Below are 26,005 nucleotides of genomic sequence, written 5' to 3'. Positions count from 1 at the left end.
GCCGGGCGTGCGCCGTTGCGTATCCCCGCGCTTCCCATTCAGCACCACAACTGACCGTTCTGGGAACGGATTTGCTTCGCTCACTACCCCACGGTGCCGAGAATCTCCCCATGTGTGACTGAATATGGATCATCACAGGCGCACAAGGGATCGAACGTGCAACGCACAGACGAACGGCGCCTGGTCGGAGGGGAATCCGACCAGGCGCCGTGGCTGCGGGACGCTCACGCCCCGGTTGCCGTTCTCTGTCTCAGACGTTCGCAGAGGTTGTCGCGGACGTTCTCAGTCGTTCGCGACGACGGGGTAGCGCGGTTCGTTCTCGGCCATCTGCCGCAGCGCGTCCTTGCGCTCGCGCTTGGAGAGCCGGTCGATGTAGAGGTACCCGTACAGGTGGTCCGTCTCGTGCTGGAGGCAGCGTGCGAAGTAGCCCGTGCCGCGCACCTTGACCGGGTTGCCCTTCTCGTCCTGCCCGGTGACCTCGGCGTAGTCGGGGCGGGCCAGCGGCGCGTACGCGGTCGGCACCGACAGGCAGCCCTCGTTGCTCTCGTCCAGCTGGCGCCGCTCGGCGGGCAGCTCGACGAGCACGGGGTTGCAGATCACGCCCGTGTGCCGCTTGCCCTCGTCGTCCGGGCAGTCGTAGACGAAGACCTTGAGGTCGACACCGACCTGGTTCGCGGCCAGGCCCACACCCTCGGCGGTGTGCTGGCTGGCGAACATGTCGTCGACCAGCCGGGCGAGGTCGTCCCCGAAGTCCGTGACGTCCCTGCACTCCTTGTGCAGCACCGGGTTCCCGACGACCGTGATGGGCCGGGAGGTCCCGCGACCGCGGTAGGCCGCCTCGCGCTCCTCCGGGTTCTCGGTGTCGATGACGAAGCCCTCGTCGTCCACGGGGAGCACTCCGGAGTGCTGCTGCTCAGTGTCCTGCTGCGCCATGACCGACGTAAGCCTTCCTCGGATAACGGGGTTGCGATGCTGATACAGGGTACGGGGCCGCCCCGGGCCCCTTCAGGGGCGCGGTGCTGTGCCGGTATGCGGCTCCGCCGCGGGGCGCGGCCGACCACGACAGACCCGCACCCGACGCGAACAAGCCCAGCGGCCCAGGCTTTCAACAGACCTCTTCGAGATCCCGCCAGTCCCGGGAGTCAGGACTGTCGGCGACCCACCCGTCCAGCAACCCCCGCACCAGCGAGGCCGGCGCCGCGAGCCCACACTCCCGCTCGGGCACCCACAACTGCCCGTCGGTCCGATGACCGAGCGGCCCAGGATGCCCCGGCTCACTGTGATCGTGCGGATCGAGATGCTCCCCGTCCCCCTCGTCGGACGGCATCCGCGACTCGGAACACATCCGGCACAGCAGCCGCACGGACGACGACCAGTCCTCCGCGGCGAACCCCGCGTCGGCCGCGAGCCGCTCCAGGGCGTCCCGGTCGTCCTCGGTCTCCGCCTCAAGGAGCACGACCCAGGTGGGCACCGGCGACGGCGCCCACAGCTCGATCTCGTCGAAGACGGGGTACGCGTGCCCCGCGGCCGTCGTCCGCTCCCCGTGGGGCACACCGTCGTGCAGGACGACCTCGCCCCAGCGCCGCCCGGAGGACGGCAGCGGGATGGAGAGGACCTCGACGCGGGCGGGGTCGAGCCGCCGCCCCCACACGACCTCGGCCTCACCCTCGGGCGACAGCCGTACGGCCGCGCTGCCCAGTTCCATGCCCACCGGCTCGCCCGAGGCGGTGGCGCCCGCGCCGGGCTTCGGCCGCGAGGCACCGCCGGGCACCCGCAGGCCGTACGCCTGCCAGGCCCGCCGGGCCAGCGGCCAGTCCTGCAGGGCGGTCGCCGCGATGCCGACGTTCCACCAGTCGGGGGCCCCGGTCTCCCGGTCGAGCAGCGCCACGGCGCGCAGACCGGCCGCCCGCGCCTGTTCCCAGTCGTGCCGGAACTTGTGCAGCAGCGCGAGGTTGAACCAGGACTCGGAAAGCCAGGGTTCCAGGTCCGCCGCACGTGTCAGCAGCGCCCCCGCGTCCTCGTACCGGCCGTCGCCGATGAGGGTGAACGCACGGTCGGTGGCCTGCCGCCATGAGGCGGAGGGCCGGTGCCGTCCCTTGCCGAAGATCCTCACGATTCCCGCCTGCCAGTTCGTTGAAGAGCGTGCAGCCTCGGGCTGGACTGTGCCCCCTGATGTCCTCTTCCTCGCATCCAACCACGGACGGTCGGAAGGGCGCTCATTACCCATGGGTTACCCACCCGGAGGCAAGGTAAGACCGTCTCTCGCCAGCACCCTGGCCAGCGACTCGACGACCTCGGGCCGGTAGTCGCGCGCGGTGCCCAGCCGCAGCTCCTCCAGCGCCTTCAACGGCCCTCCCGGGCCCGCTTCCCCGGCAATCTCCTCGTACACGTTCACGGCCCTCACGATGGACGCGCTGACCGGTTGTCCGCGGTACGGGTCCGCCTGCCGTTCCACCACGACGGCGACCTCGGCGGCCACTCCCGTCTGCCGCACCACGGCACCGCCGAGCAGGGCGATGCGCCGCTGTTCGGCGGGGGCCAGGGCGGCCGTGGCACCGGCGGGTACGGGGTCGACGAGTGAGAGCTGGCCGATGTCGTGCATCAGGGCCGCGTACTCCAGGACGGTCAGCTCGGGTCCGGAGAGGCCCAGCTCACGGCCGACGGCCCGGCTGAGCGCCGCCACGCGCCGGGCGTGCCCCGCCGGGGTGTAGCCGGCTATCTCGGTGGCCCGCGCGAGGGAGGCGATGGTCTGGCGGTAGGTGGTCCGTACGGCCGCGTACCGCCGGAAGGACAGCTGGGTGAGCAGCAACGGCAGGGCAAGGACGGGCAGCGCCCACAGGCCCGCGACGGCGACCGCGAGCGCCATCACGGCCCCGGTCGCGCAGACCGCCGAACCGATGCCGAGCGTGCTGCGCAGCTCGTCCCGCAGCAGCGGTCCGAAGGGCCACCGGGTCCGCGCGTGCGCCATGGCCGCGGCCAGCACGGCGTCCCACAGCGTGGTCAGCAGGAGCAGCGCGACGACGAGCGCCGCGTACGCGGGTCCGGTCTCCGCCCACTGCGCCGACCTGCCCCGGTCGTAGAGGGGTTGAAAGCACACCGCGGCGAATCCGACGGTCAGGACGCGCCGGGTGAGATGGTCCGCGGTGGGCCCGCGGCCCTTCGCCACATGCGGCACACAGCCCAGCAGGGAGGCGGCCGTGACCACGGCGACGATCTGCGGGACCCCGTCGTGGGTGGGGTGCCCGGCGTCCTCGCCGAGCAGCGCGTAGGCGAGGGCCCCGGCAGCGGCCAACGGCGCCGACTCACGTTCCTCGGCGCCGCTCCACCGGGCGAGCTCCCCCAGGCCGATGAGCACGGCGAAGGCAAGGGCGACCCTCCGCTCGTCGATGCCGTCCCACAGGGTGACGGCGAGAGCGACCACGGCGACCAGCGCGGCGGCGGCCCGGACGGCCGTGAGGGCGAGCGGGGCGCGAGGGGGGTGCACGTCGGCGACCGCAGACGGGACGCTGCCACGGCCGGCCGACGGGAGCGGCCCGGTGTCACCGCCGACCGGCGGAAACGGCCTGGTGCCGCCGCCGACCGACGTGAGCGGTCCGGTGTCGCCGTCGACTTCCGGGAGCGACTCGTCACCGCCGCCGGCCGACGAGAACGGCGCGGTGTCGCCGTCCGCCGACGCGAACGGCCCGTTGCCACCGCCGGGCGACAGGGGCGGCCGGATGTCGCCGTCGGCCGACGCGAACCGCCCGGTCCCGTCGTCGGCCGACGGGGGCGGCCTGTTGTTCGTCGTGCTCATGTGCCGGGCCCGCCGACGGTCCCGCTGTGGGGTTCCAGGTTCGTGGGAGCGCGTGGAGCCGGTGGGTGGGGCTCGGCGTGCGGCGGTGTCTCGTCCGCCGTCACCACGGGATGCCATCCCTGCCGGACCAGCGCTCGCACGAGGGCCTCCACCATCCGCGGGTCGAACTGGGCCCCGGCGCATCGCTCCAGTTCCTCAAGAGCCACCGGGACCGGCCGCGCCCGCCGGTACGAGCGGGTCGACGTCATCGCGTCGAACGCGTCCGCCACCGCCACCACCCGGGCGAACTCCGGGATCTGGCCCCCCTTCAGCCCGTACGGGTAGCCGCTCCCGTCGAGCCGTTCGTGGTGGTGCAGGATCGCCGACCTGGCCTCCCCGAGGAACCCGATCCCGCGGACCATCTCGTGCCCGTACTCGGGATGCAGCTCGATCACCCGGCGTTCCTCGGCCGTCAGCGGCCCGTCCTTGCGCAGCAGCCGGGTGGGGACCCCGAGTTTGCCCACGTCGTGCAGGATGCCGGCGAACCTGAGCACCTCGGCCCGTTCGTCGTCCATGCCCAGTTCACGGGCGATCATCATCGACGCCTGCCCCACCCGTTCGCTGTGCCCGCGGGTGTATCCGTCCTTGATGTCGACGGCCTGCACGAGCGCCCTGATGGTGGCCCGGTGGGCGGCCCGCTCCCGGTGGTACTGGGCGAACACCCACCACGACACGTACATCGGCAGCAGCACGAGGAGCGCGGCGGCCGGCCCGTACGGGCTGCGCCAGAGCACCGCCATCATCAGCCCGGCGAGCCCGTGCACGGCGACGGGTGCGAGCGAGCGCAGGAACAGCCCGCGCCACGCGGCCCGTACCGGCACCCGCTCGGCGAGCGCCAGGATCCCCCCGTCCAGCACGGTCAGTACCAGGCAGAACGCCACCACGGCGGCGCCGGCGGCCACCAGGGCGTAGGGGAAGTCGGACGTGACGACCGCGTCCCGGCCGCCCAGCGACCAGTGGACCTTGGAGGCGGCCCAGGTGCTGAGCACGAGTTGCGCGGCCCGCCAGACCCGGCGCGGCCACCGCGGCCGCTGCTCGACCCGGGCCAGCAGCGCCCCCGGCAACGGCACGAGCGCGGCGGCGGGCGGCGGCAGCAGAAAGGCGGCGGCGAGCATCACCGGCGTGTGCCATCTGAGGGACGCCCCGGCCTCACCGGCTTCCCGGGACGCGCCCGCGCCCTCGGGCCCCCCGTCGCCCGCGAAGCGGCTCGCGGCGAGCAGTTCGCATGCCGCGCAGAGCACCGCGAACAGCGCCACCGCGGCCCAGGGGGCGTGCGTGTCCGGAACCGGCACGGCGCACAACGCCGCGGCGAGCGCGGTGCAGAGGACGTAGACGCGCGCCCACGGCGGGACCGACCGCATGGCGCAGATTCCCTCCCGCTCCCGCACGAACCACCTCGCACAAGCCCCGTACAGATCCTGCACGGGCCCCGTGCAGGCGCCCGGTACAGCCTTCGGGACATGGACGATAGGCCGGTCGGGTGGGGCGCGGGGGAGGCATGGGCCGATTCACCGGGCCGACGGGAGCAGATTCGCCCGTTCGAGTGAGCCGCCCGTTCGTACGAGGCCTCGCGCCCGGCTACGACCGGACGCCTGTACGAGTACGAGTCCGTCGGCGCCGGGATCGTTCTCCGGGCCTGCGGTTCAGCGCGCCACGTCGGCCGCGAGCGCCTGGGTCAACTGCTCCACCGTGGCGGGCGACTCCCGCTGGAACGCGGCGAGGTCGAGGCCGTCGTCCCCCATCACGGTCAGCAGGGCCCGGTCGCCCACGGCCATCACGATGACGTGCCCCGAGCCGCACCTCGCCACCACCTCGCGCAGCGCGCCGACGCCCGTCTGGTCGGCCATCCGGCGGGCCACACCGAGGGTCGCGGCGGCGAGCGCGGCGACCGACTCGGCGTGGGACGAGTCCGTGTCGGCGACCACGAGGAGTCCGTCCGCCGTGGACAGGACGCTTTCACCGACTCCCATCACCCGGTCGCGCAGAGAGGTCAGGATCTCGGTGAGGGGATTGGGCTGCGACGTGTCGCTCATGGCGCTCCTTGCTGCGTGCATGGGTGGTCGTGGTGCGGTCGGAGCGGTGTCAGTCGGCTTCCGGAAGTGCGCCCAGGCCCCGGCGGACCCGGCGCAGCATGTCGAGAGAGGGCTGGTCGGCGGCCAGTTGCTCGGGCGAGAGCGGGGGCATCGCGAACGGCGGCGCGGAAGGGGACGAGGCGGCACCCCGCACGGGCAACGGCGGCGGGCTGCCCGCTCCCCGGCCCGGCCCCGCTCCCGGTTCACGAGCATCACCCGGACCCGGCGCCGCCACCCCGTCCCGGGGCCCGGCGTCCGGACCCCGACTCCCGACACGCGGAACTGACCCACCGTCCGCTCCGGCTTCGGCGTCCGGCCCCGGCACCACCGAGGTATCCGATCCCGGCACGCTGCCCGGTCCCGGCACACCATCCCGCCCCGGCCAGGCACCCGATCCCGACTCACCGGCCGGAACCGATGCCGCGTCCGGTCCCGACACGCCATCCCGCCCCGGCCCGGAGCCCGCTCCTGGTACACCGTCCGGCGCTGGTCCGGTGTCCGGCACCGGTGCCGTGTCCCATCCCGGTGCCGTGTCCGATCCCGGTACGCCGTCCCGTGCCGGCTCGGTGTCCCGTGCCGGCTCGGTGTCCCGTGCCCGTACGCCGTCCGGGCCCGGCACGATGTCCGGGCCTCGCGTCCGACGGTTCGCGGTCCGTCGGGCTTCGGCGCCCGTCCCCCGTCGAAGACGCTTCGCCGCCCGACGTCTGCTTGAACTCACTAGCCCCCGTGCCCCCCGGTCGTCCCCGCGGGCAAGGCGTCGCTTCCCTCAGCGGGTGCCTCCCCCGGCGGGCCTTCCCGCGCCTGCCCGTCCGGCGCGCGGGCCCCACGCGTCCGCCCATCCCGCACGAGGGCCTCATGCGCCTGACCCTCACGGGCCTGGTCCTCGTGCACCTGGCCATCGCGCGACTGGCTCTCACGCGTCCTGGCCTCCCCCGGCCACGAACCACCGCCGCGCGTACGCCTCGGCAACGGCGCCGCCTTCGCGGCCGGCTCGGCCCGTGGGGGGTTCGGCGCCGGCGCGTCCGGGGCGTCGCGTCCGGGCAGCACCCGCGGTGCGGTGCTGGGCCGGCCGTCGGGCCGGCCGCCCGTCTCCCAGCGGATGAGGTCCTGGGCCTCCAGACGGGTCAGGTCCAGCATGATCGCGTACAGCCCGCGCCCGAGGGTGAAGGCCATGTCCCGGGCGGTACGGCGGCCGTTGACGGTGCTCAGTACGGAGCGATGGCGGTCCGAAAGACCCCGGCGCAGGCCGGCGTCGGGAACCACCGCGGGCCGTATCCGGGCGAGTTCTCCCGGCGCCCCCCACGGGCCGGAGAGCCGCACGATGCGCCGAGTGGTCTCCTCGGTCAGCCGCCGCGGCTCCACACCGGGCCCGGCGTGGAGTGCGGGTTCCGGGCCGTCCAGCGTCCAGCTTCCGGGCGGGCCGATCGCCATGGCGAAGGCCGCGTCGAACACCGACGCGGTGCACACGACCTCCAGTTCGGCGGCGCCGATCAGGCCGGCGGACACCAGGTACCCGCCCAGCCGGTCCGTGTCGGGCTCCGCCGCACAGGCGGCCAGCCAGGTCTCGTCGTCGATACGGCCCGGTGTGAGCAGCACCGAGGTGGCGGCCGGAGCGCCTGGAGTCTCGACAGCGGCGATCAGTCCGCCCCGCAGGTGAATCGTTCCGCCTGGGGATCCGGAGACCCGGACGGTGCCGCTGTGACCCTCTTCGCGCAACCCCTGCAGCAGCGCGGGCAGATTGCGCGCCTCGGTTGCCGTCATGCGAGCACCTCGGCGGCCCGGTCGGCCAGACTCCGCGTGGCGAGCGCCAGGTTGGCCCGTTCCCGGTCCATCCCCGCGGTCAGCAACAACGGGTCGCCGACCGGCCGCTCGACGGCGAGCAGCACCTGATGGCGCCGCGTGCTGGTCATGATCACACTCTCCAACTCCCCCTCGGCGCCCGCTCGCCCCAGTCGTTCGGCGATGAGGGCCGCGAGTTCGGCGCACTCGGCGCCGTCTCCCGCCTCGTCCGCGTTTCCGGCCACCCCGTAGGTGAGGCCGGTGACCGCGTCGACCAGGGCGACGCCGGTGACCCCGGGGGAGTCGAGAAGCCGGACCAGGGAGGCATCAACGGCCGTCGTCATTACCCCGTTCCCCCTTCACGTCTTGACGTCGCACACTACTTTGAGATTCAACTTACGCAACAGGCATCATATTTTGTATTTTGTGACGCACTAGTCGCTTGTGTTCGATCGTAGTTGTACAGGCAGCGACCGGACAGCGTCACCGAGGCATTGGGGCAGCAGCATGAACATCGAGACCGCGCTCAAGGAAGCCATGTCCGTGGAAGGTGCCATCGGCGTCTCCCTCGTCGACTACGAGAGCGGCATGGCGCTCGGCACGCTCGGCGGCGGACCGACGCTCGATCTGGAACTCGCGTCGGCGGGCAACACCGAGGTGGTGCGCGCGAAGATGCGAACGCTCTCCTCGCTGGCCATGGACGACACCATCGAGGACATCCTGATCACGCTGGGCAAGCAGTACCACCTGATACGCCCGCTCACCGCCAGCGGCGGCACACTCTTCCTGTACCTCGCTCTCGACCGTGCCCGCAGCAACCTGGCCCTGGCCCGGCACAGCCTGAAGAGGATCGAAGCGGCACTGGAGATCTGACGCCACGCGCGCCGCGCCCGCCACACCCGTACCACCCGTAACGCCCAGATGCCGGACCGGCTGAACCGGTCCGGCATCTGGGCGCCCTCACGGGCTCGAATTTTCGAAGCCTCGAAGCCTCGGGGCTCTGCAGCTTCGGGGTTCTCGCGGCTCTCGGAGCTCGAAGACTTCGAAAGCGCGGGGTTCCCGTGCTTCGAGCGAGGCTCTTCTCAGCCCTCAGCCCTCAGCCCTCGGCTCTCAGCCCTCGGCGGCGGCGCCGCGGGCGTCCGCGGTCGTGACCTCGTGCTCGGGCACCGCCTGCCCGGAGCGGATCAGCTCGATGCGGCCCATGACCTTCGCCCGCAGATCGGTCGGCACGTCGTCCTGACCGCAGCACCGCTTGACGAGCTTCTTCACGGCCTGCTCAAGTCCGTACTTCTCAAGGCACGGTGAGCACTCCTCGAAGTGCACCTCGAACTTGGTGCAGTCGGCGTCGGGCATCTCGTGGTCGAGGAACTCGTAGAGATGATCGAGTACTTCACTGCAGTCCGTCTCGTGCGGCTCTCCGCAGCTCATGAGCCCGAGCCTTTCGTTGCGTCCGACTCTCCGGCGCCCGCCGGGACCAGGCCGCGATCCTTGGCGTAGTCCTCCAGCATGCCGCGCAACTGACGGCGGCCCCTGTGCAGGCGGGACATCACCGTACCGATGGGTGTCCCCATGATGTCCGCGATCTCCTTGTACGCAAAGCCCTCGACGTCCGCGAGATAGACGGCGATGCGGAATTCCTCGGGGATCGCCTGCAGCGCCGACTTGACGTCCGAGTCGGGCAGGTGGTCGAGCGCCTGCGACTCGGCGGAACGCAGACCGGTCGACATGTGCGACTCGGCACGCGCCAGCTGCCAGTCCTCGATCTCCTCGGCGGCGGACCGCTGGGGCTCGCGCTGCTTCTTGCGGTACGAGTTGATGAAGGTGTTGGTGAGGATCCTGTACAGCCACGCCTTGAGGTTGGTGCCCTCACGGAACTGGTGGAAGGACGCGTACGCCTTGGCGTACGTCTCCTGCACCAGGTCCTCGGCGTCGGCCGGGTTCCGCGTCATGCGCAGCGCGGCCGAGTACATCTGGTCGAGGAACTCCAGCGCGTCCCGCTCGAAGCGCACATTGCGCTCAGCGGTCGACTCGCTGCTGCCCGTGTCCTCGGGCTGCTCCGCCTGGCCGTTTTCGGTCCCTGCGTCGGTCCCTGTGACCGGACCCACCTCCTCCAGAGTCTGGGCGGAGCCGAAACCGGTCCCACCTGAATCGGAGAATAGACGACCAACGGTCGCGGCGGCTTGCCGATCCGGTCCGCCCGCCACCCGAACAGGGGCGGTCTTCGCCGCGTGCAGCACCGACCACTCCAGGTCTGTGCTGCTGCCACGGCTCGGGCAGATGGTCGAACCCATGCGGCGGACTTCCTCTCGTACGACGTCTCCCAGCACACCTTCCGTGCTGTCTGATCCGCACAACAGTGGTCCGGGGCGCAACATTCCCGGGGTCACGGGAGTGACGAAAGCCACTTCAGGACGCTGTCCGTGATGACCGTCAACGCCTGCTCCTGGCCGACCGGGGCACGCTTCGGGACGGCGAAGCCGTGATCGCCGTACGGCACCTCGACAAGCTCGTACGAACCCGGCAGGGTCTGCTCCGGGAACTCCTCGGGCCGTCCGAACGGGTCGTTGCCGCCCTGTACGACGAGAGTGGGCACCCCGGCTCCGAGCAGTTCGCCGGCGCGGGACTTCTCCGGCCTGCCCGGTGGGTGCAGGGGGAAGCTGAGCGCGAGGACGGCGTGGGCGCCCAGCTCGGTGGCCGTGCGGCAGGCGACGCGGGCTCCGGCGCTGCGGCCGCCCGCGACGACGGGAAGCCCCGGCGCGGCGAGCGCCGGCCACAGGCCCCGCCAGCCCACGTCCAGCGTCTTGGGCGCGGGCGCGAGTTTCTTGCCCGCCACCCTCCAGGGCTGTTCGACGAGGGCCACGGTGACTCCGTGCGCGGGCAGCGCGGCGGAGAGTGCGCGGAGGTCGCGCGCCTCGATCCCGCCACCGGCGCCATGGCTGACGGCCAGCACCAGCCGTACCGCCTTGTCGGTCTTGTCGGCTTTGTCGCCCTTCTCGGCCTTCTCGGCCTTCTCGCCCTTCTCGGCCTTCTCGGCCTTCTCGGCCTGGTGCCAGGTGATCCGGGCCGCGCCCGCGTCCGTCTCGATGACCTCTGTCACATGCGTCACGTCAGAAGAGTGTGCCCTCCTCGGGCCCTTCCAGCTCCTTCAGCAGCTCCGGGCCGTTGTTGCGGACGTTGCTCACCGCCGTGGAGACGGGATAAGCCCGCATCAACCCCTCCGGCGGCGGCGCGAGCAGGGAGCGCAGGTCCTCGACGTCCGTACGGGAGGGGTCGAGCCAGGCGTCCCAGCGGTCCGGGGTGAGCATGAGCGGCATACGCGGATGGATGTCGGCGAGGGAGCGCGGGCCCTCCTCGGGGCCGACCGCGAGCGGTGAGGTCTCCGCCTCCGTGGTGATGACCGAGCACGTCGCCCACCAGGCACGGGGATGGTCGTCGGGCAGCGTCCTGTCCCGCCAGAACTCGTACAGCCCGGCCATCGCGAAGACGGAGCCGTCGGCGGGGAGCACGAAGTAGGGCTGCTTGCGGGGCCGCTTCTTCTTGCCCTCCACCTCCAGGTCGCGCTCGCCGGTGCCGGTCACCCACTCGTAGTAGCCGTCGGCCGGGATGACGCAGCGCCGGGAGGTGAAGGCGCGTCGGAACGAGGGCTTCTCGTGGACCGTCTCGGCACGGGCGTTGATCATCCGGGCGCCGCCCTCGGGCGTCTTCGACCAGGAGGGGATCAGGCCCCACTTGAGGCGGCGCAACTGGCGAACCGGCACGGGGTCCTCGGCATCCCTGAGGGGACGGTCCAGGACCGCGTAGACCTCCTTGGTCGGCGCCACGTTGAAATCGGGGTCCAGAGCCTCCTTTGGCTCCCACTTCTCGATCTCGAAGACTCCTGCGAGGTCTTCAGGGCCACGACTGGCCGCGTACCGTCCGCACATCTGGAACCACCCCTCCGACCTGACGCGATCGTAAACCTGCATCGTCGCAGTCACCGTCTCGACCGCTTCCGGGCCCCGCCCTGTTCCGGAGCGGTTCACAGGTGCCTCCGGGCCCGCGCACAGCAGCCAAGGGTAGAGCAGGTGTCCCGGACCATTTCAGGTCCTTACCACTGTGATCACCGCTGCGACCTGTGCCTTCGCCGTCCGGAACGATCCCCGTCCCGTCCGCGTCCCACATACCGTCCGCTCATACATGTCAGACTGCCTGGCCCACGCGCAAACCCCCTGCCGCCAGCGTCCCAAGGGAGCCCGAGCCACCAATGGACAGCACCGCAGCCACCTCGATGGCGACCCTCTGGGACGAGGTCTTCGGGAGCCAGCCCGACCCCGACACCTGGGTCGTCGTCGCCACGATCGCGGCCGCGCTGGCCGTGATCGTGCCGCGCCCGGTGTGGCGGCTCTCGCGCAACGCCATCACCATCGCCCACGAGGGCGGCCACGGTCTGGTCGCGCTGCTCACGGGCCGCAGCCTCAGCGGCATCCGGCTGCACTCCGACACCAGCGGCCTCACCGTCAGCCGCGGCAAGCCGACCGGCCTCGGCATGATCCTCACCGCGGCCTCGGGCTACACGGCTCCCCCGCTGCTCGGTCTGGGCGGCGCCGCGCTGCTGGCGGCCGGTCACATCACCGCCCTGCTCTGGCTGGCCACCCTGCTGCTCCTGGCCATGCTGGTGATGATCCGCAACGCCTACGGCGCCCTCACGGTCCTCGTCACCGGCGGCACCTTCGTGGTGGTGTCCTGGCTGGCCGGTCCCCAGGTCCAGGCGGCGTTCGCGTACGCCGTCGTCTGGTTCCTGCTGCTCGGCGGAGTGCGCCCGGCCTTCGAACTCCAGGCCAAGCGCATGCGGGGCGGAGCGGGCGACTCGGACGCGGACCAACTGTCTCGCCTGACGCGCATACCGGCGGGCCTGTGGCTCTTCCTGTTCCACGCGGTCTCCCTCTGCTCGCTGCTGGCCGGCGGCAAATGGCTGCTGGCGCTGTAGGCGCCCTTCAGGGCTGGGCGCGGCGGCGCAGCACCCAGTGGGGCGCAGCCCCACGAGGGGCGCGGGGAACTGCGCGACCAGCCACAGCACACCCGCACCCGACAACCAGCCGACGGCAGTCCCCACCAAGCCGGCGGAAGCCCACCGCACCCACTTCCCGGCCAAACCCAGCAGAGCGAACCCCCACTAAAGTGAGGGCATGCCCGTTAATCCCGCACTCACCGCCCTCTGGCCCGCCCCGCACGCGAGCGGAGCCGTCGACGCGACGGTCCACGTGCCCGGGTCCAAGTCGGTCACCAACCGCGCGCTCGTCCTCGCGGCACTCGCGGCCGAGCCCGGCTGGCTCCGCCGCCCGCTGCGTTCCCGCGACACTCTCCTGATGGCCGGCGCCCTGCGGGCGATGGGCGTCGGGATCGAGGAGGGCGTGGGCCCCGACGGTTCCGGCGAGGCATGGCGTGTCATCCCCTCGGGCCTGCACGGCCCGACCACCGTCGACGTGGGCAACGCCGGCACCGTGATGCGCTTCCTGCCGCCGGTCGCCGCACTCGCCGACGGCCCCATCCGCTTCGACGGCGACCCCCGTTCGTACGAGCGACCGTTGCACGGCGTGATCGACGGACTGCGCGCCCTCGGGGCCCGTATCGACGACGACAACCGGGGCGCGCTGCCGCTGACCGTGCAGGGCGGCGGGGCGCTGGAGGGCGGCCCCGTGGAGATCGACGCGTCCTCGTCCTCGCAGTTCGTGTCGGCGCTGTTGCTGTCGGGCCCGCGCTTCAACCAGGGCGTGGAGGTACGGCACACCGGCTCGACGCTGCCGTCCATGCCGCACATCCGGATGACCGTCGACATGCTGCGCTCGATCGGCGCCCAGGTGGACACCCCGGAGTCGGGCGGCGAGCCGAACGTCTGGCGGGTCACGCCGGGCGCACTCCTGGGCCGAGACCTGACGGTCGAGCCCGACCTGTCGAACGCCCAGCCGTTCCTGGCCGCCGCACTGGTCACCGGCGGCACCGTCGTCATCCCCGACTGGCCGGCCCGCACCACCCAGCCGGGCGACAGGCTGCGCGAGATCTTCACCGAGATGGGCGGTTCCTGCGAACTGACCGAACGGGGCCTTGAGTTCACCGGTTCCGGCTCGATCCACGGCATCGACGTGGACCTCGGCGAGGTCGGCGAACTGACCCCGGGCATCGCGGCGGTCGCGGCGCTGGCCGACTCCCCCTCGACCCTCAGCGGCGTGGCCCATCTGCGGCTGCACGAGACGGACCGGCTGGCCGCCCTCACCAAGGAGATCAACGAACTCGGCGGCGATGTCACCGAGACCGCCGACGGCCTCCACATCCGCCCGCGCCCGCTGCACGGCGGGGTCTTCCACACCTACGACGACCACCGCATGGCGACCGCTGGCGCGATCATCGGCCTGGCGGTGGAGGGCGTGCAGATCGAGAACGTGGCGACGACGGCGAAGACCCTGCCGGACTTTCCCGCTCTGTGGACCGGAATGCTCGGGAACTGACGGGCGGACCGGGATCATGCGCCGTTACAGCAAGCACACCGACGAGGACGACATCCCCTCGCGTCCGAACCGCAAGGGCAACCGCCCCCGGACGAACATCCGGCCCAAGCACGCGGACGCGGCCGAGGGCATGGTCCTCACCGTCGACCGCGGCCGGCTGACCTGCCTCGTGGACGACCGCGTGATCTTCGCCATGAAGGCACGCGAGCTGGGCCGCAAGGCGGCGGTCGTCGGCGACCGGGTGGCCATCGTCGGTGATCTGACCGGCAAGAAGGACACCCTCGCCCGGATCGTCCGCATCGAGCCGCGGACCTCGGTCCTGCGCCGCACGGCCGACGACGACGATCCGTACGAGCGGGTGGTGGTCGCCAACGCCGACCAGATGGCCATCGTCACGGCCCTCGCCGACCCGGAGCCCCGCCCCCGCCTGATCGACCGCTGCCTGGTCGCGGCGTACGCGGGCGGCCTCGACCCGCTCCTCGTCCTCACCAAGTCGGACCTGGCGTCCCCCGACGAACTCCTCAAGCTGTACGGGGCACTGGGGGTCCCGTACGTCGTGACGAGCCGGGAGGAGCTGGAGAGCGGCGAGGCCGTCGACCGCGTACGCAAGCAGCTGGACGGCAAGATCACGGCGTTCGTCGGGCACTCGGGCGTGGGCAAGACGACGCTGGTCAACGCGCTCGTGTCGACGGAGCGGCGGCGCTCCACGGGTGTCGTCAACGCGGTCACCGGACGCGGCAGGCACACCACGACCTCGGCGCGCGCGGTCCCCCTGCCGGGCGACGAGGGCTGGCTCGTGGACACGCCGGGCGTGCGGTCCTTCGGGCTGCACCATGTGGACCCCTCGCAGGTCATCAAGGCGTTTCCCGACCTGGAGCCCGGCACGGAGGGCTGCCCGCGCGCGTGCGGCCACGACGAGCCGGACTGCGCGCTGGACGCCTGGGTCGCCGAGGGGCACGCGGACCCGGCCCGCCTCTACTCGCTGCGCCGGCTGCTCTCGACCAGGGAGCGGCGCGAGGGCGACTGATCGCGGCCGTGCGCTACCGATCGGGGCTGATCGGGGCTGATCCCTGCGTGACCTCTGTGTTGTTTGCATCCCTGTCGCAACGGTAAAGGCATAATCGCACCAAGCCGGATTCAGCTGGGACGACCGGACCCGAGCGAGCCGAAGCGCGTAACAGAGCGAGTACCAAGCGGTCACGGAGCATGGGAGGGCATCACATGGCGTGGCTGCTGGTCGTCGTCGCGGGGTGCCTGGAGACGGGTTTCGCCGTCTGTCTCAAGCTCTCGCACGGCTTCACGAGGCTCTGGCCGACGATCGCCTTCTGCGTCTTCGCGCTGGGCAGCTTCGGGCTCCTCACCCTGTCCCTGAAGAAGCTCGACGTGGGCCCCGCCTACGCGGTGTGGACGGGCATCGGCGCGGCCGGCACCGCCATCTACGGCATGATCTTCCTCGACGACCTGGTGTCCACGCTGAAGATCGTCTCGATCTCGTTCGTGATCATAGGAGTCATCGGCCTGCAGCTGTCCGGCTCGTCCCACTGAGCCGACTCCTTCCCGTCCCCCTCCCGGCCTCGCCCGGCCGCGCGGGCACCTCAGACCACGGACCGCACCGTGGCGAGCGCGTTGCGGACCAGCCCCGCCGTGCCTCCCTCGCCCGCCGGGGCCAGCACACACGACACCCCCAGCCGCACCGCGAGTTCACAGGCCCGGGCCAGCTCCGCCGCCTCCGTCTTCGACCCGCCGCGCGCGGCGAGCGAGGCGACGGCCCGGTCCCGTACCAACGCCACGAAGTCGCCGGGCGAGGGCAACGGCCCGTCGGCCCGGCGCTGGGCGGGCACGGCCGAGGACGACGGCACGGCGGACAGGGTCGGAGAGGGCAGCCGCTCTCCCCAGCATCCCGTCAGCATCGCGCGCACCAGCACGTTCCCCCGCGCCGCGGACGCCGTCCACTCCGCCGCGGCGGCCAGCCGTTCCCGGGGCTCGGGCCGGCTCACCAGAGCCCGCTCCACCCCGGCGAGATAGGCGTCCGCCTCCCGCCGTACGAGCGCGCGGGCGAGGCCTTCCTTGCTCCCGAACTCGTTGTAGAGGGTCTGCCGGGAGACCCCGGCCACGGCGGCGACATCGACCATCCGCACGGCGGACCACGGACGGCGTCCGAGCGCCGTGTAGGCGGCGTCCAGTAGGGATTCCCGCGCTGCAGGCATCGTCGCCTCCCTGGGGCGATCGGCTCTGCGCATCAGAGTTGACGCGCGCGGGGGCACTGTCAAGACTTCGCACGGGCTATGGGGCGTGCGACGTCCGCGGAAGCGGGGGTGTGCGCCCTTGGGCGCGTCTGAGGGCGGGCCGGCCGGGCCGCAGGGCAGGGCAGGCCCGGGCCGTGGAAGGGCCCTGGCCGTTGGAGGGTGCGGGCCGTTGGGGTCGGCCGCGCCGTTCCCCGCGCCCCTGAAAGGCGGGGCTGCGCCCCAGCCTTTCCCCCTCAGGGGCGCGGGGCTGTATCGATATGCGGCTCCGCCGCGTGGGCGCGCTCGGCCACAACCGCCCCGCAGCCTCTCCACAACCCCGGCCCTGTGGCCGCCCCCCGCGGAGCGGTACCGTTCGGTCATGCCCGACTATCGCGATGACCTGCGCCTCGCCCATGTCCTGGCGGACGCCGCCGACGCCGCGACGATGGACCGGTTCAAGGCGCTCGACCTCAAGGTCGAGACCAAGCCGGACATGACCCCGGTGAGCGAGGCCGACAAAGCCGCCGAGGAACTGATCCGCGGCCATCTCGGACGGGCACGGCCACGGGACGCGATCCTGGGCGAGGAGTACGGGGTCGAGGGCACAGGCCCCCGCCGCTGGGTGATCGACCCGATCGACGGCACCAAGAACTACGTACGCGGAGTGCCCGTCTGGGCCACACTGATCGCACTGATGGAGGCGGGCGAGGGGGGCTACCAGCCGGTCGTCGGCGTGGTCTCCGCACCCGCGCTCGCCCGTCGCTGGTGGGCGTCGAAGGGCCACGGCGCCTTCACCGGCCGCAGTCTGTCCTCCGCGTCCCGCCTGAAGGTCTCCCAGGTCTCGCGGATGAAGGACGCCTCGTTCGCGTACTCCTCACTCGGCGGCTGGGAGGAGCGCAGCCTGCTGGACGGCTTCCTGGACCTGTCCCGCGAGGTGTGGCGCACGCGCGCGTACGGCGACTTCTGGCCGTACATGATGGTCGCCGAGGGCTCGGTCGACATCTGCGCCGAACCCGAACTGTCACTCTGGGACATGGCGGCCACCGCGATCGTGGTGACCGAGGCGGGCGGCACCTTCACCGGCCTCGACGGCCGCCCGGGCCCCCACAGCGGCAACGCGGCGGCCTCGAACGGCATCCTCCACGACGAGCTGCTGGGGTACTTGAACCAGCGCTACTGACCGACGTCACCAGCCGACGTCGGTCGTCGGCGCCACCGGCCGACCGGCGCTCGTGAGGCGCGTGGGATCGTCCGGGGCACGGGCGACCGGACACGCGCCCCGAACCGGCCGCGCACGCCCTCTTGTTGACCCTCCCTTTAACTGCGACTCTGAGAGCCCCCCACTTGTGAACTTGTGAATTCGTTAACGAACGGATTCGTAGGAGGTGGCTCCGTCCATGCTCGTCCGTGACGCCATGAGCACGGTGGTCCTCACCATCGGCCCCGCCCACACTCTCCGGAAGGCCTCCACCCTGATGGCCGCGCGCAGCATCGGCGCGGCCGTGGTCCTCGACCCCGACGGCATCGGGATCGGCATCCTCACCGAGCGCGACATCCTCAACTCCGTCGGCCTGGGCCAGAACCCGGACACCGAGCGGGCGCACGCCCACACGACCACCGACGTGGTGTTCGCGGCCCCGACCTGGACACTGGAAGAGGCCGCACGGGCGATGGCCCACGGCGGCTTCCGTCATCTCATCGTCCTCGACCGCGACGAGCCGGTCGGTATCGTCTCGGTCCGCGACATCATCCGCTGCTGGGCACCACTCCGTCAGCCCGCCCCGGCCTGAGAGAACCTCGGCACTCCTCTACGGAATGGGGCCCGATACGGAATGGGGCCCGGCGGACCCTGGAGGTGTGGCGGCACACAGGTGAGCGGGCCGGCTCCCCGGTACGAGGGAATCCGGCCCGCTCTCTACGGCAAGCGATCCAGTGCTGGTGTCAGCCGCGCAGGACCTGGACCGCGGCTTCCAGCCGCTTGCCGAAGTCTTCGTCTGCCTGACGGAAGTTGTCGATCGCGCGCGCGGCGATGTCGTCGCGCGAGACCTGGGCGATGAAGCCCGCCAGGTTGTCGATCAACCGCTCCCGCTCGGCCTCGGACATCAGACGGTAGAGATTGCCCGCCTGCACGAAGTCGTTGTCCTCGGCGTGGACGGGCGCCTCGCCGTTGCCGGTGACACCGGTGACGGGGAGGGGCTGCCACAGCGGCCGGTCCGTCTGGACGGGCCCGCCGAAGCTGTTCGGCTCGTAGTTCTTCGCACCCTGGTGACGGCCGTCGTACAGGAAGCCGTCACGGGAGTTGGTACGCGCCTCGGTGGCGTGCGGACGGTTCACCGGCAGGTGGTCGGCGTTGACGCCGACGCGGTAGCGGTGGGCGTCGCCGTACGCGAAGAGGCGGCCCTGGAGCATCTTGTCGGGCGAGGGTCCGATGCCCGGCACGAAGTGCGCGGGACTGAAGACGCTCTGCTCGACCTCGGCGAAGACGTTCTGCGGGTTGCGGTTGAGCTCCAGCTTCCCGATCTCGATCGGCGGGTAGTCCTCGTGCGGCCACACCTTGGTGAGGTCGAACGGGTTGAAGCGATAGGTGGTCGCGTCGGCCGCCGGCATGATCTGCACCTGCACGGTCCAGGACGGGAATTCGCCGCGCTCGATCGACTCCCGCAGATCACGCTGGTGCGAGTCGGGGTCGAGACCCGAGACCTTCACCGCTTCCTCGGTCGTCAGGTTCTTGATGCCCTGGTCGGTCTTGAAGTGGTACTTGACCCAGAAGACCTCGCCGGCCTCGTTGTTCCACTGGTAGGTGTGCGAGCCGTACCCGTTCATGTGACGGTACGAGGCCGGGATGCCGCGGTCACCGAAGAGCCAGGTCACCTGGTGGGTGGACTCGGGCGACAGCCCCCAGAAGTCCCACACGTTGTCGGCTTCCTGCGAGCCCGTGTACGGGTCGCGCTTCTGCGTGTGGATGAAGTCGGGGAACTTGATGGCGTCCTTGACGAAGAACACCGGGGTGTTGTTGCCGACGAGGTCGTAGTTGCCCTCCTCGGTGTAGAACTTCAGCGCCCAGCCGCGCGGGTCACGGACGGCGTCGGCCGAGCCGAGGTTGCCGGCCACGGTGGAGAAGCGCAGGAAGGTCTCGGTCTGCTTGCCGACCTCGGAGAGGAACGCGGCGCGCGTGTACCGGGAGACATCGGCGGTGAGGGTGAACGTGCCGTAGGCACCGGCGCCACGGGCGTGCACGACACGCTCCGGGATGCGCTCGCGGTTGAAGTGGGCGAGCTTCTCCAGCAGGAGCTGATCCTGGACGAGGACCGGGCCGCCGATGCCCGCGGTCTCGCTGTTCTGGTTGTCGGCCACCGGCGCGCCGGCCTCCGTCGTAAGCGGTCCCTGCGTCACGTGCGCCTCCTGCGTCATTCCTTGCGAGTCCTGTCTCTCGGCTTGACCTTTGGCCAGAGCCGAGCTCGATCCTACAATAGACATTGTCTAAGTCAAGCTGAGCTCCAAAGTCACACTTGTTCGGGTTCTGGTCCAGCAAGCTGTTAAGCTGTGCGCATGAGCGACCTGTTGGAACGACTGCGCGGACGCGGCTGGCGCATGACCGCGCAGCGGCGCGTCGTGGCCGAGGTCCTGAACGGGGATCACGTCCACCTGACGGCCGACGAGGTACACGCACGCGCCGTGGTGCGGCTCCCGGAGATCTCCCGGGCGACCGTCTACAACACCCTGGGTGAGCTGGTCTCACTCGGCGAGGTGCTGGAAGTCGCCACGGACAAGCGCGCCAAGCGGTACGACCCGAACGCCCACCGGCCGCACCACCACCTGGTCTGTGCCCAGTGCGGCGCGATCAAGGACGTGCACCCGGACGGCAACCCGCTGGCGGACCTCCCCGACTCCGAGCGCTTCGGTTACACCGTCGCGAACGTAGAGGTGACGTACCGCGGCCTCTGCCCGAACTGCGCGGCAGCCTGAAGACTCCGCCCTCTGGGCGGCCCGGCCCACCAAAAGACCGAAGGCCCGGAACCAGTGATCTGGTTCCGGGCCTTCGGTCTTCAGTAGCGGGGACAGGATTTGAACCTGCGACCTCTGGGTTATGAGCCCAGCGAGCTACCGAGCTGCTCCACCCCGCGGCGATGACTGAACAGTACGCGACCCCGCCCGACCAGCGCAAATCACTAAACCCACCGCCCCCCTCTCAGCCCGTCGACTGCCCTCTCAGCCCGTCCGGCGTTTGAGGACGAGCGCGAAGCGCGACAGGGGGGCAAGGGGGCGCAGCCCCCATGCAGTGACGGGAAGGGTAAGGGCGGCGGGGGCGAAAACCCCGCCCCCGCCACCCTCGCCACCCTCACCCACCCCCCGGAGGGGTCACGCAGACAACTCCTGCCGCAAAGCATCCCGCAACCGAGCAGCCCGCTCAGAAACCTCCCCCGGCCCAAGAGACACCGCCCGATCAGCCCACCGCTGCCCCTCGGCCAACTCCCCACGACGCGCGTAGACAAGGGCGAGCCGCAACGCCGCCCGCCCATGCCCCGCGTCGGCGGCACGAGCCCACCACAGCGCGGCCTCCGGCTCACTCCCCTCCCGCGCCAGCAGCAGCCCCAGATTGAACGCCCCGTTCCGCGACCCCGCCTCCGCCGCCTCCCGGTACCACCGGGCGGCCTCCACGACGTCCCCGCGCGCGGACGCCAGCATCCCCACCCGCACCTGGGCCCGCCGATGCCCCTGGGAAGCGGCCCGCTCGTACCACTCCTCGCACTCGCTCTTCTCGGTGGCCGGCTCGCCCAGCTCATGTTCGGGCGCGGGCGGGCGCCGCGCGTCGAGCACGGTCGCCAGCCGGTAGGCCCCCTCCGCGCTGCCGCCTCCCGCGGCGCACCTAAGATGCCGCTCGGCAGCCGACTCGTCGCCGTCCCGGAGCCGGGCGATGCCGACCTGGAGCGCGGCCTCGGCGTGCCCGGCGGCAGCGGCCCGCTCGTACCAGCGCAGCGCCGTCGCGTCCGCCCCGCGCCCCGCGTGCAGGATGCCGAGGTTGAAGGCGGCGTCCACGCTGCCGGCATCCGCGGCCTTGGAGAACCACGGCTCGGCCCCGGCGGCGTCTCCGACCTGCAGCAGCAGAATGGCCAGGGCGTTGGCCGCCTCGCGGTGTCCCGCGTACGCCGCCCGCCGGTACCACTGTTCGGCCTGGGCGGTCCGCGACTGCTCGGCGCAGAGCAGCCCGAGGTTGTACGCGCCGTTCACATCGCCCGCGTCCATCGCGGCCCGGTACCACCGCTCGGCGGTCTGCGTCTCACCCCGCTCGGCGTGCAGCGCGCCCAGGGCGTTGGCCGCGTTCCCGTCGCCGTCCTGGGCGGCGCGCAGCCACCACACGGCCGCGCTCTCGGTGTCGCCCGCGTCCCGCAGCAGGAACCCCAGCGCGCAGGCGGCCCGCGCCTCGCCGTCCTTGGCGGAGGTCAGATACCAGCGCCCCGCCTCCTTGAGCTCCCCGCGCCTCTCCAGGATCGCCCCGAGGTGCAGCGCTGCCCGGCGGTGGCCGCGCGCGGCGGCCTGCCTGTACCACTGCTCGGCCGCCTCGCCGACGATCTCGGAGCCGGCGCTGCTGGTGTCGGTGTCGCCCGCCTGCGCGGTGGTGCGGTCGAGGGCCCGCGCGAGCCGGTAGGCCGCCTCGCGGTGCCCTCGCTCGGCGGCGGCACGCATCCAGTCCTCGGCGCGGGGGTCACCGCGGTGCTCCAGGAGATCGGCGAGCGCGTACGCCCCCAGCGAGTGGCCCTGCTCGGCGGACTGGCGCAGCCAGTACTCGGCGGCGGGCTCGTCACCGCGCTCACGGTGGTGGCGGCCCAGCGCGTGCGCGGCGGCCGCGGAGCCGGCGACGGCGGCGATCCGCCACCATCCGGCGGCCTCCTCCGCGTATCCGCGCTGGTGCAGGAGGACACCGAGGTTGTTGGCGGCGGCCCGGTCACCGGCCGCGGTGGCAGCACGCAGCTGCGGCTCGGCTCCGTCGAGATCACCACGGCGGAGCAGCATGGCTCCGAGAACACTCATCGCCTCGGCATCGTCCTCTTTCACGACGAGCCGTCGACGAGCCTCCTCCACAGCCTCACCGGTCTCGTCCCGGTCGGAAGGCTGCACAAACCGCCCTGTATCCAACAGAGTTGCCTTGTCCCCCATAACGTCCATCGTCGCACCACCTGCAACCTGGGTACACCTGGTATACCGCGACCAGTGAGGTCACTTCAGCGTTTTGTCGACATGCCCACAGAGAGACAAGTGAAACACAGTTCGCCCAACTCCCTCCGTCCGGCACGACCTTCACCGCGGCAGCACTGATGAACGAGGGGCGTCTTCGCTCACTCGGCTGACGGTCCGCACACGCAGAAGGACCCGGATCCTGTGAGGATCCGGGTCCTTCAACATCAGTAGCGGGGACAGGATTTGAACCTGCGACCTCTGGGTTATGAGCCCAGCGAGCTACCGAGCTGCTCCACCCCGCGCCGTTGTGTTGCAACCGTACCACGGCGCGGAGGGAGCCCTTGACTCAGCTCTGCTCAGCTACTGTCCGGTCTGCTCAGCCACTGTCCGGGCTCTTGCTGCTGCTCGGACTGCTGCTGGGCTTGCCGCTCTCCTCGGTGTTCTTGTCGTTCTTGTCACCGGAGTCGCCGGCCTTGTCGCCGCCGTCCGCCTTCTTGTCGGCCGCGGCCTGTGCGTCCTCGGCCCGCTCAAGCGCGTCCTCCAGGTCCTTCTGCGCTGTTCCGTACGCCTCCCAGTCGCCCTTCTTGAGGGCTTCCTGGCCTTGGTCGAAGGCCTTCTGGGCGTCGTCGAGCGCTTTCTGGACCGTCGGATCACTGGATGTCGGCGGCGGATTCGTCTCGTCCTCGTCCGGCGGTTCGACGGTCGAACCCTCCGCTCCGAAGATCTTGTCGAGCGCCTGCCCCAGCGTGTCCTCGAAGGCCGTCGCGCCTCCGTACGTCACCAGTACCTTCCGCAGCAGCGGGTACTTCAGTCCGCCACCGCGTACGTAGACGGGCTCCACGTAGAGCAGTCCGCCGTCGAGCGGCACCGTCAGCAGGTTGCCGTACTCGACTTCCGAGTCACCACCTCTGAGGAGCCTGATGGACTCGGCGATGGATGGCTCGGAGTTGAACTGGCTCTGCACCCGTTTCGGTCCGTCGACCGTTCTGCCGGTGGGCAGTTTGAGGATGTTGATCTTGCCGTAGTCACTCGTGCCGGCTTCGGCGTTGACCGACATGAAGGCGCTCAGGTTGTCGCGGCCGTTCGGAGTGAGCGTCGTCGTCAGGGAGAACGCCTGCGACTGCTCGCCCGGCATCTTCATGCTGAGGTAGTACGGCGGTACCGCGTTGCCCGACTTGTTGGTCGGGTCGTCCGGCACCTGCCACACCTCGCTGCCGCTGAGGAACGTCTCGGCGTCCTTCACGTGGTAGCGGGTCAGCAGCTCGCGCTGGACCTTGAACAGGTCCTGCGGGTACCGCAGATGGTCCATGAGGTTCTGCGGGATGTCGCCCTTCGGCTTCACCGTCCCGGGGAAGGCCTTCTTCCAGGTCTTCAGGACCGGGTCCTTGGTGTCCCACTCATAGAGCGTGACCTTGCCGGTGTACGCGTCGACGGTCGCCTTCACCGAGTTGCGGATGTAGTTGACCTGGTTCTGCTGGGCCACCACCGCCCGCTGGTTGTTGGCGGCGGTCAACGAGTCGGCCGTCGTGTCACCGAGCGTGGTGCGCGAGGCGTACGGGTAGCCGTTCGTCGTCGTGTACGCGTCGACGATCCACTCGATCTTGTCGCCGACGACCGCGGGATAGGCGTCGCCGTCGATGGTCAGCCAGGGGGCCACCGCCTCGACGCGCTCCTTGGGCGTGCGGTTGTAGAGAATCCGCGAGCCCTCACCGATCGCGCCGGAGTAGAGGATCTGCGGCTCGCTGAACGCCACCGCGTACGCCGCCCGGTTGACCGGGTTCGAGAGGTTGACGCCGCTCTTGCCCTTGTAGCTAGTCGTCTTCTCACCGGTGTCGTCGGAGTAGTCGATCTCCTTCTGCGGACCGCCGACGATCGAGTACTGGCTGGTCTTCTCGCCGTAGTAGATCCGCTGCTGGTACTCGCCGAGGTCGCCCTTGGACGGCAGGTCGTACTCGGTGAACTCCGGGCGCCCCTCGGCGTCGGCGTTGGTGCCCTTGGCCGCGACCACTCCGAAGCCGTGCGTGTAACGGAAGTGGTTGTTGATCCAGTTGCTCTTCGGGATGCCCTGCAGGTTCAGCTCGCGCAGACCGATGACGGTGTCCTGGTCCTTGCCGTCCTTGCTGTAGCGGTCGACGTCCAGGTTCGACGGGAACGCGTAGTAGTTACGGACCTGCTGGAGCTGCTGGAACGTGGGCGAGACGACGTTCGGGTCCAGGAGCCTGATGCTCGCGGCGCCGTCGGCGTCGTCGCGCAGCTTGGTCTTGTCCTTGGTCGTGCTCGTGCCCGCGTACTCGGTGACCTCGGTGCCCGTGATGCCGTACGCGTCGCGGGTCGCCTTGAGGTTCTTCTCGACGTACGGCGCTTCCTTGGCCTGCTCGTTCGGCTGGACCTGGAACTTCTGCACGATCGCCGGGTACAGACCGCCGATGAGGATCGCCGAGAGCACCATCAGGCCGAAGCCGATGACGGGCAGCTGCCAGGTGCGCCGCCACAGGGTGGCGAAGAACAGCAAGGCGCAGATGACCGCGATGCAGAACAGAATCGTCTTGGCCGGCAGATACGCGTTGGCGTCGACGTACCTCAGGCCCGTCCAGTTGCCGGTCGCCTTGAAGTCACTGGACTTCACCGCGAGGCCGTACCGGTCGAGCCAGTACGCCACCGCCTTCAGTGCGACGAAGATGCCCAGCAACACCGACAGGTGGCCGGTGGCCGCTGCCGTGGCGCGTGCTCCGGGGCTGGTGACGCGCAGTCCGCCGTACAGGTAGTGCGTCAGCGCCGCGGCGATCAGGGAGAGGATCGCGGCGGCGAAGCCGAAGCCCAGCATGAAGCGGTACCAGGGCAGGTCGAAGGCGTAGAAGGACACGTCGAGATGGAACTGGGGGTCCTTCTGGTGGAAGGGCACTCCGTTCACCCACATGAGCCACGTACGCCACTGGCCGGCCGCGGAGGCTCCCGCGATCAGCCCGACCAGCGAGGTGATCCCGAGAAGGATCCACATCTTGTACGGGGCCACGCTCATCCGGTACCGGTCGAGGCTCTGCTGCTCCATCGACATGGCGCTGAGCGGCGGCCTCAGACGGTGGGCCAGCCAGATGTTCACGCCGACGGCCACGGCCATCAGCAGTCCGAAGACGAAGAACAGACCGATCTTGGTCCACAGCGTGGTCGTGAAGACCGACGAGTACTTCACCGACCGGTACCAGAGCCAGTCCGTCCAGAACCCCGCGAACATGACGAAGGCCATGGCCAGCACGGCCAGTACGCCCAGTGTCATGAGCAGGGTCCGGACGCGCCGGGACGGTCGGCCCACTCTCATCCGCGGCCCTGTCGGGCCTCCGCCGCGGTCCGGCATCTGGAAAGCCAAGGTGCGCACCTCGAAGTTCGCTGTTGGAATCTTGGGACCCCGCAAACGCAGGGCCACATCTATGCAACTTACTA

24 protein-coding genes and 2 tRNA genes are annotated in these 26,005 nt (G+C 70.8%); 8 read left to right on the top strand and 18 right to left on the bottom strand.

What is annotated here, in order from left to right; translation table 11 throughout:
* Nucleotides 1-282: 282 nt before the first annotated feature.
* The 8 genes from def to ACIOKD_RS06535 form a co-directional block, all read right to left on the bottom strand.
* Entirely contained in the window at nucleotides 283-933 is a 651-nt protein-coding gene (gene def / locus ACIOKD_RS06570) for a peptide deformylase (protein ID WP_402079017.1), read from the bottom strand.
* Between the two features lie 172 nt (nucleotides 934-1,105).
* Nucleotides 1,106-2,113, bottom strand: coding sequence for a tetratricopeptide repeat protein (locus tag ACIOKD_RS06565; protein WP_402079014.1), 1,008 nt, complete (start codon nucleotides 2,111-2,113; stop codon nucleotides 1,106-1,108).
* Between the two features lie 117 nt (nucleotides 2,114-2,230).
* Complete coding sequence (locus ACIOKD_RS06560) at nucleotides 2,231-3,484, bottom strand: metal-dependent phosphohydrolase (RefSeq protein WP_402079254.1); 1,254 nt, start codon at nucleotides 3,482-3,484, stop codon at nucleotides 2,231-2,233.
* Between the two features lie 305 nt (nucleotides 3,485-3,789).
* Nucleotides 3,790-5,193 carry an HD-GYP domain-containing protein gene (locus ACIOKD_RS06555; RefSeq protein WP_402079011.1) on the bottom strand — a complete coding sequence of 468 codons (1,404 nt, stop codon included), beginning with the start codon at nucleotides 5,191-5,193 and terminating at the stop codon, nucleotides 3,790-3,792.
* 282 nt (nucleotides 5,194-5,475) lie between these two features.
* Complete coding sequence (locus ACIOKD_RS06550) at nucleotides 5,476-5,865, bottom strand: roadblock/LC7 domain-containing protein (RefSeq protein WP_402079008.1); 390 nt, start codon at nucleotides 5,863-5,865, stop codon at nucleotides 5,476-5,478.
* Nucleotides 5,866-5,914: 49 nt separating this feature from the next.
* Nucleotides 5,915-6,064 (bottom strand): hypothetical protein, encoded by a 150-nt coding sequence (locus tag ACIOKD_RS06545; RefSeq protein ID WP_402079271.1) that lies wholly within the window; start codon nucleotides 6,062-6,064, stop codon nucleotides 5,915-5,917.
* 557 nt (nucleotides 6,065-6,621) lie between these two features.
* A complete protein-coding gene (locus ACIOKD_RS06540) occupies nucleotides 6,622-7,665 on the bottom strand; it encodes a DUF4388 domain-containing protein (RefSeq protein WP_402079005.1) in 1,044 nt (347 codons plus the stop codon).
* The gene (locus tag ACIOKD_RS06535) at nucleotides 7,662-8,027 is read right to left on the bottom strand and encodes a hypothetical protein (protein WP_398286844.1); all 366 of its coding nucleotides are present in this window, start codon (nucleotides 8,025-8,027) and stop codon (nucleotides 7,662-7,664) included. Before ACIOKD_RS06535 ends, ACIOKD_RS06540 begins: the two co-directional genes overlap by 4 nt.
* Before the next feature lie 163 nt (nucleotides 8,028-8,190).
* Between ACIOKD_RS06535 and ACIOKD_RS06530 the strand changes: the two genes are divergently transcribed.
* Entirely contained in the window at nucleotides 8,191-8,556 is a 366-nt protein-coding gene (locus ACIOKD_RS06530) for a hypothetical protein (RefSeq protein ID WP_402079002.1), read from the top strand.
* Nucleotides 8,557-8,793: 237 nt separating this feature from the next.
* Here ACIOKD_RS06530 and rsrA read toward each other — a convergent pair whose 3' ends face one another.
* The 4 genes from rsrA to ACIOKD_RS06510 all read right to left on the bottom strand — a co-directional run bounded on the left by rsrA (nucleotide 8,794) and on the right by ACIOKD_RS06510 (nucleotide 11,606).
* Nucleotides 8,794-9,111, bottom strand: coding sequence for a mycothiol system anti-sigma-R factor (gene rsrA / locus ACIOKD_RS06525; protein ID WP_267027178.1), 318 nt, complete (start codon nucleotides 9,109-9,111; stop codon nucleotides 8,794-8,796).
* Complete coding sequence (gene sigR, locus ACIOKD_RS06520) at nucleotides 9,108-9,788, bottom strand: RNA polymerase sigma factor SigR (protein WP_402078999.1); 681 nt, start codon at nucleotides 9,786-9,788, stop codon at nucleotides 9,108-9,110. Before sigR ends, rsrA begins: the two co-directional genes overlap by 4 nt.
* A 278-nt stretch (nucleotides 9,789-10,066) precedes the next feature.
* Nucleotides 10,067-10,780, bottom strand: coding sequence for an alpha/beta family hydrolase (locus tag ACIOKD_RS06515; protein WP_402079252.1), 714 nt, complete (start codon nucleotides 10,778-10,780; stop codon nucleotides 10,067-10,069).
* A gap of 10 nt (nucleotides 10,781-10,790) precedes the next feature.
* Nucleotides 10,791-11,606 carry an SOS response-associated peptidase gene (locus ACIOKD_RS06510; protein ID WP_402079249.1) on the bottom strand — a complete coding sequence of 272 codons (816 nt, stop codon included), beginning with the start codon at nucleotides 11,604-11,606 and terminating at the stop codon, nucleotides 10,791-10,793.
* A gap of 320 nt (nucleotides 11,607-11,926) precedes the next feature.
* Between ACIOKD_RS06510 and ACIOKD_RS06505 the strand changes: the two genes are divergently transcribed.
* The 4 genes from ACIOKD_RS06505 to ACIOKD_RS06490 all read left to right on the top strand — a co-directional run bounded on the left by ACIOKD_RS06505 (nucleotide 11,927) and on the right by ACIOKD_RS06490 (nucleotide 15,710).
* The gene (locus ACIOKD_RS06505; RefSeq protein WP_402078996.1) at nucleotides 11,927-12,649 is read left to right on the top strand and encodes a M50 family metallopeptidase; all 723 of its coding nucleotides are present in this window, start codon (nucleotides 11,927-11,929) and stop codon (nucleotides 12,647-12,649) included.
* Between the two features lie 199 nt (nucleotides 12,650-12,848).
* Complete coding sequence (aroA, locus tag ACIOKD_RS06500) at nucleotides 12,849-14,165, top strand: 3-phosphoshikimate 1-carboxyvinyltransferase (protein WP_402078993.1); 1,317 nt, start codon at nucleotides 12,849-12,851, stop codon at nucleotides 14,163-14,165.
* A gap of 16 nt (nucleotides 14,166-14,181) precedes the next feature.
* Nucleotides 14,182-15,192, top strand: a complete 1,011-nt coding sequence (gene rsgA / locus ACIOKD_RS06495; protein ID WP_402078990.1) for a ribosome small subunit-dependent GTPase A — start codon at nucleotides 14,182-14,184, stop codon at nucleotides 15,190-15,192.
* Between the two features lie 194 nt (nucleotides 15,193-15,386).
* On the top strand, nucleotides 15,387-15,710 hold the full coding sequence (locus tag ACIOKD_RS06490) for a DMT family transporter (RefSeq protein ID WP_402079246.1): 324 nt from the start codon (nucleotides 15,387-15,389) through the stop codon (nucleotides 15,708-15,710).
* Between the two features lie 50 nt (nucleotides 15,711-15,760).
* On the opposite strand, the gene ACIOKD_RS06485 is transcribed toward ACIOKD_RS06490, so the two are convergent.
* Nucleotides 15,761-16,372 (bottom strand): TetR/AcrR family transcriptional regulator, encoded by a 612-nt coding sequence (locus tag ACIOKD_RS06485; RefSeq protein WP_402078986.1) that lies wholly within the window; start codon nucleotides 16,370-16,372, stop codon nucleotides 15,761-15,763.
* Nucleotides 16,373-16,769: 397 nt separating this feature from the next.
* On the opposite strand from ACIOKD_RS06485, the gene hisN reads away from it, so the two are divergent.
* Entirely contained in the window at nucleotides 16,770-17,570 is an 801-nt protein-coding gene (hisN, locus tag ACIOKD_RS06480; protein WP_402078984.1) for a histidinol-phosphatase, read from the top strand.
* Between the two features lie 217 nt (nucleotides 17,571-17,787).
* Nucleotides 17,788-18,180 carry a cyclic nucleotide-binding/CBS domain-containing protein gene (locus tag ACIOKD_RS06475; protein WP_402078982.1) on the top strand — a complete coding sequence of 131 codons (393 nt, stop codon included), beginning with the start codon at nucleotides 17,788-17,790 and terminating at the stop codon, nucleotides 18,178-18,180.
* A 151-nt stretch (nucleotides 18,181-18,331) separates the two neighbouring features.
* On the opposite strand, the gene ACIOKD_RS06470 is transcribed toward ACIOKD_RS06475, so the two are convergent.
* Complete coding sequence (locus ACIOKD_RS06470) at nucleotides 18,332-19,801, bottom strand: catalase (RefSeq protein ID WP_402078979.1); 1,470 nt, start codon at nucleotides 19,799-19,801, stop codon at nucleotides 18,332-18,334.
* Between the two features lie 138 nt (nucleotides 19,802-19,939).
* Here ACIOKD_RS06470 and ACIOKD_RS06465 point away from each other — a divergent pair, with 138 nt between their 5' ends.
* Nucleotides 19,940-20,356, top strand: a complete 417-nt coding sequence (locus tag ACIOKD_RS06465; RefSeq protein WP_402078976.1) for a Fur family transcriptional regulator — start codon at nucleotides 19,940-19,942, stop codon at nucleotides 20,354-20,356.
* Nucleotides 20,357-20,440: 84 nt separating this feature from the next.
* Here the strand turns inward: ACIOKD_RS06465 and ACIOKD_RS06460 are convergent.
* From ACIOKD_RS06460 to ACIOKD_RS06445, 4 genes are all read right to left on the bottom strand, one after another.
* Nucleotides 20,441-20,514, bottom strand: a tRNA-Met gene (locus ACIOKD_RS06460).
* A 235-nt stretch (nucleotides 20,515-20,749) separates the two neighbouring features.
* Complete coding sequence (locus ACIOKD_RS06455; RefSeq protein WP_402078972.1) at nucleotides 20,750-22,555, bottom strand: sel1 repeat family protein; 1,806 nt, start codon at nucleotides 22,553-22,555, stop codon at nucleotides 20,750-20,752.
* Between the two features lie 240 nt (nucleotides 22,556-22,795).
* Nucleotides 22,796-22,869: transfer RNA gene (locus tag ACIOKD_RS06450), tRNA-Met, on the bottom strand.
* A gap of 74 nt (nucleotides 22,870-22,943) precedes the next feature.
* Nucleotides 22,944-25,919, bottom strand: a complete 2,976-nt coding sequence (locus tag ACIOKD_RS06445) for a UPF0182 family protein (protein WP_402079244.1) — start codon at nucleotides 25,917-25,919, stop codon at nucleotides 22,944-22,946.
* Between the last annotated feature and the right edge of the window lie 86 nt (nucleotides 25,920-26,005).

The organism is Streptomyces sp. NPDC087844, assembly GCF_044742785.1.
In the GTDB taxonomy this organism is placed as follows: domain Bacteria; phylum Actinomycetota; class Actinomycetes; order Streptomycetales; family Streptomycetaceae; genus Streptomyces.
This window is presented reverse-complemented; position numbering and strand designations above follow the sequence as displayed.

Coding starts and splice junctions, on each gene's coding strand:
- ACIOKD_RS06505 (WP_402078996.1), top strand. CDS start 11,927: ATGGACAGCACCGCAGCCACCTCGATGGCGACCCTCTGGGACGAGGTC.
- ACIOKD_RS06540 (WP_402079005.1), bottom strand. CDS start 7,665: ATGACGGCAACCGAGGCGCGCAATCTGCCCGCGCTGCTGCAGGGGTTG.
- ACIOKD_RS06475 (WP_402078982.1), top strand. CDS start 17,788: ATGCTCGTCCGTGACGCCATGAGCACGGTGGTCCTCACCATCGGCCCC.
- ACIOKD_RS06470 (WP_402078979.1), bottom strand. CDS start 19,801: ATGACGCAGGAGGCGCACGTGACGCAGGGACCGCTTACGACGGAGGCC.
- ACIOKD_RS06550 (WP_402079008.1), bottom strand. CDS start 5,865: ATGAGCGACACGTCGCAGCCCAATCCCCTCACCGAGATCCTGACCTCT.
- ACIOKD_RS06535 (WP_398286844.1), bottom strand. CDS start 8,027: ATGACGACGGCCGTTGATGCCTCCCTGGTCCGGCTTCTCGACTCCCCC.
- ACIOKD_RS06485 (WP_402078986.1), bottom strand. CDS start 16,372: ATGCCTGCAGCGCGGGAATCCCTACTGGACGCCGCCTACACGGCGCTC.
- hisN (WP_402078984.1), top strand. CDS start 16,770: ATGCCCGACTATCGCGATGACCTGCGCCTCGCCCATGTCCTGGCGGAC.
- rsgA (WP_402078990.1), top strand. CDS start 14,182: ATGCGCCGTTACAGCAAGCACACCGACGAGGACGACATCCCCTCGCGT.
- ACIOKD_RS06445 (WP_402079244.1), bottom strand. CDS start 25,919: ATGCCGGACCGCGGCGGAGGCCCGACAGGGCCGCGGATGAGAGTGGGC.
- ACIOKD_RS06490 (WP_402079246.1), top strand. CDS start 15,387: ATGGCGTGGCTGCTGGTCGTCGTCGCGGGGTGCCTGGAGACGGGTTTC.
- ACIOKD_RS06555 (WP_402079011.1), bottom strand. CDS start 5,193: ATGCGGTCGGTCCCGCCGTGGGCGCGCGTCTACGTCCTCTGCACCGCG.
- ACIOKD_RS06455 (WP_402078972.1), bottom strand. CDS start 22,555: ATGGACGTTATGGGGGACAAGGCAACTCTGTTGGATACAGGGCGGTTT.
- rsrA (WP_267027178.1), bottom strand. CDS start 9,111: ATGAGCTGCGGAGAGCCGCACGAGACGGACTGCAGTGAAGTACTCGAT.
- def (WP_402079017.1), bottom strand. CDS start 933: ATGGCGCAGCAGGACACTGAGCAGCAGCACTCCGGAGTGCTCCCCGTG.
- ACIOKD_RS06530 (WP_402079002.1), top strand. CDS start 8,191: ATGAACATCGAGACCGCGCTCAAGGAAGCCATGTCCGTGGAAGGTGCC.
- ACIOKD_RS06465 (WP_402078976.1), top strand. CDS start 19,940: ATGAGCGACCTGTTGGAACGACTGCGCGGACGCGGCTGGCGCATGACC.
- ACIOKD_RS06510 (WP_402079249.1), bottom strand. CDS start 11,606: ATGTGCGGACGGTACGCGGCCAGTCGTGGCCCTGAAGACCTCGCAGGA.
- aroA (WP_402078993.1), top strand. CDS start 12,849: ATGCCCGTTAATCCCGCACTCACCGCCCTCTGGCCCGCCCCGCACGCG.